Annotated in this window: 3 protein-coding genes; all 3 read right to left on the bottom strand. The window is 65.1% G+C overall.

Annotation, left to right across the window (positions count from 1 at the left end; translation table 11 throughout):
• A partial coding sequence (locus tag AC1DYI_RS32030; protein ID WP_477208151.1) for a 3'-5' exonuclease family protein occupies nucleotides 1-551 on the bottom strand: 551 nt, incomplete at its 3' end.
• Nucleotides 552-555: 4 nt separating this feature from the next.
• Nucleotides 556-1,368, bottom strand: coding sequence for a tetratricopeptide repeat protein (locus AC1DYI_RS32025; RefSeq protein ID WP_477208150.1), 813 nt, complete (start codon nucleotides 1,366-1,368; stop codon nucleotides 556-558).
• On the bottom strand, nucleotides 1,365-2,585 hold the full coding sequence (locus AC1DYI_RS32020; RefSeq protein ID WP_477208149.1) for an ABC transporter substrate-binding protein: 1,221 nt from the start codon (nucleotides 2,583-2,585) through the stop codon (nucleotides 1,365-1,367). The genes AC1DYI_RS32025 and AC1DYI_RS32020 overlap by 4 nt, the downstream gene beginning before the upstream one ends.
• Nucleotides 2,586-2,669: the final 84 nt, after the last annotated feature.

Genomic DNA, 2,669 nt, shown 5'->3' with positions numbered 1-2,669 from the left:
GATTGGCGATGTTCGGCCAGCATGTTGCAGAACAGCTGCCCCTGCTCGATCGCATCGTCCAAGGCGACATGGGTATGCGGGCTGGACGGGAACCAGCGCCTGGGCATGTTGCGCTTCGTGGCGTCCCGATAAGGGATCTGCAGCATCGCCATCGCAAAGGTCTTGATGTCGAGCGCCGAGTGGCTGAACGGGCTCTGCCCGGTGAACTTCATCAGGTACCAGTAGACGAACAGAAAGTCGTAGGCGACCGGGTAGCCGACGAACACCGGCTTGCCCGGCAGCGCCTTCAACCAGGCCAGGTAGTTCGACATCGCAGCAGCCGGCGACTGCAGGTTGGATCGCGTGCGCTCCCACGCCTCTTGCTGGGTTGCCCACCACGCCATCGTGCCCGGGTGGCCTGATGCGCCTTCGAGCAGTTCGAGGTTGGCGGTGAAGGTCGACAGCACCTCGCCTTCGGCACTGAAGGCGGCCGAGCCGAAGCTCAGCATCGAGTGCGGACCGGGTATCGGGCCGTCGGCCTCGACGTCGGTGGAAACGTAGATTTCTTTCATGGATCTAGGGCAGGACGATCATGGCCAGTGACTTCTTCGCCAGCGCTTCGATATCCAAGGGTGATGCCGGATCCAATGCCAATGTGGTCAGCAAGTCAACCGCCTCGCGCCTTTGCCCCCGGTCAGCGAGGAGTGAAGCCTTGTTGAGCAGCAGAAACCCCTGTGTCTCCGAGTCCGGCTGTGCTGCAAGGCCTCGTTCGAGGAACGCGAGCCGCTTCTGCGGATCGCTCTCCATCAAGGCCCTTTCTTTCCACGCCGGGGCGAACGCCGGCGTTCGTTCATTCAATTCGAGCACGATGGCGGTCTTCCCGGTCGCGCTGTCGATCCATTCCAGCGACAGGTATCGCAGATATGTCCCCTCAGGCAAGGTGCGGTCGCGCTCTTGCTTGAGGACATGCACCGCCGTCTTGACGGTGAAGAAGCCGCGCGGCGCCATTTGATCTACCCGCTGGTAGAGCTCGAGGGCCTTGTCAAAGCGCCGCTGCAACAGGCAAGTGAACGCAGCGTCATAGAGCGGGTATGGCCAATTCGGCGCCATCTGAGCGGCCTCGGTGAAATACTTCAACGCCATGTCGGACTGCCCACGCTGCCCCGCGCCGCGACCGAGTTGGTGAAGCTCTTGCGCCCTGGCAGAAACAGGTGTCGTTGACCGGATTTCCCAGCTGAACTTGCCTGTGGCTGCGCGCAGGTCTTGCTTCGTCAAGACCCGGCCGGCTTTGTCCTTGAAGACCACCTCGGGCTCCGCAGCCAACACACCGCACGACATCACTGCGCCAAACCAGACAGTCATCAGCCTTGAAACGAAGCTGTCCTTCATCTTGCCCCCTTCACGATCGCCACCAACCTCTCCTGCGCCCGCTCCGGCGATTGCGAAGCATCGGTCACGAAGCGATGCAGCGCGTCCGCCAACGCGTCTTTGGTGGACTCATCGGCGGCCATGCGGTGTGCAATGCTCGGCACGAGGCGACTACCCGGATGAGCCAGCGTCTGCCACGAGTCGCGGGCGCAGTCGTCGAGTTGAGCGGCGTCGATGTCGGTGCGTACCGGCACCGAGCCCTTGGCTTGGTTGTAGGCCAGTTGCACCGCCGGTTGAGTGACGAGGTCGGCGAGCTTTTCTTGCGCGCCGCTGCGCTGACGGCGGCTCTTCAACATCGCCAGGGTGTCGACGCTGTATAGGTGCATGTCTGCCGTGTCGGGCACCGGCGCGCAGGCGTAGTCTCGGCCAGCTTGTGCGCCCCAGGCCATCAGCTCGCCGCTGGCCCAGTCGCCCATGATCAGCATGCCGGCATCGCCGCGAAACAGCTGGCGCGTGGTGTCGGTCCAGCGTGGCTCGCCGGGCGCGTCGCCGGCCAGTTGGCGCAGCCAGCGCAGGCGTGTCAACGCGCGCAGTACGCGAGGATCGGCCCAGGCCTGTGGGCGCTGCGCGGCCGCCAGTTCGGCATACAGCGAAGCGCCGCCCTCGGCCAGCAGCAGCGTCTCGAACACCGTGGCCACTTGCCAGGGTTCGTCGCTCCAGGCCAACGGCGTCACGCCGGCGCGGCGCAGCGCGGTGGCGGCTTGCGTCACGTCGTCCCAGGTGCGTGGTGCCGCCAGCTTCAACCGTGTCCACAAGGCCTGGTTGTAGAACAGCGTGTTGATGCGGTGCACGCCCAGCGGCGCCGCGACGATGCGGCCGCCGTGGCTGACGACCTGCAGCACGACCGGGAACATGGTGCTCTTCCAGCGGCCGCGCTGGGCCACGTCATCCAGCGGCAGCACAAGGCCGAGGTCCGACCAGTCGGTCAGCGTGCGGCCAATGACCTGCGCCACGTCGGGCGGGTCGCCCGCCAGTACACGGCCTTTCAGCACCTTCACCGCCGCCATGCCGCCGCCGCCAGGGATGGCAGCATCGTTCCAGACGAGGCCGCGGCGTTCGAGCTGCTGCACGAGTTGATCGACCGCGCGCTTCTCGCCGGCCGAAGTCCACCAGTGCAAGACATTGAGGTTGGCAGAGTCCTGGCTTTGTCCATGGGCCAAGGTGGTGAGGCTGGCCACGAGCATAAGAGCCAGCCCCCGCAGCCGGTGCCGCCACGCGCCTGTCGAATGCCGACGAAGTGCAATGTTGTGTAAGGCACCGGG

This window comes from Ideonella sp. P3_A4, from assembly GCF_056403075.1.
This window is presented reverse-complemented; position numbering and strand designations above follow the sequence as displayed.

What these genes read in the sequence shown, in the direction of transcription:
- AC1DYI_RS32025 (WP_477208150.1), bottom strand. Translation starts at nt 1,368, where the DNA reads ATGAAGGACAGCTTCGTTTCAAGGCTGATGACTGTCTGGTTTGGCGCA.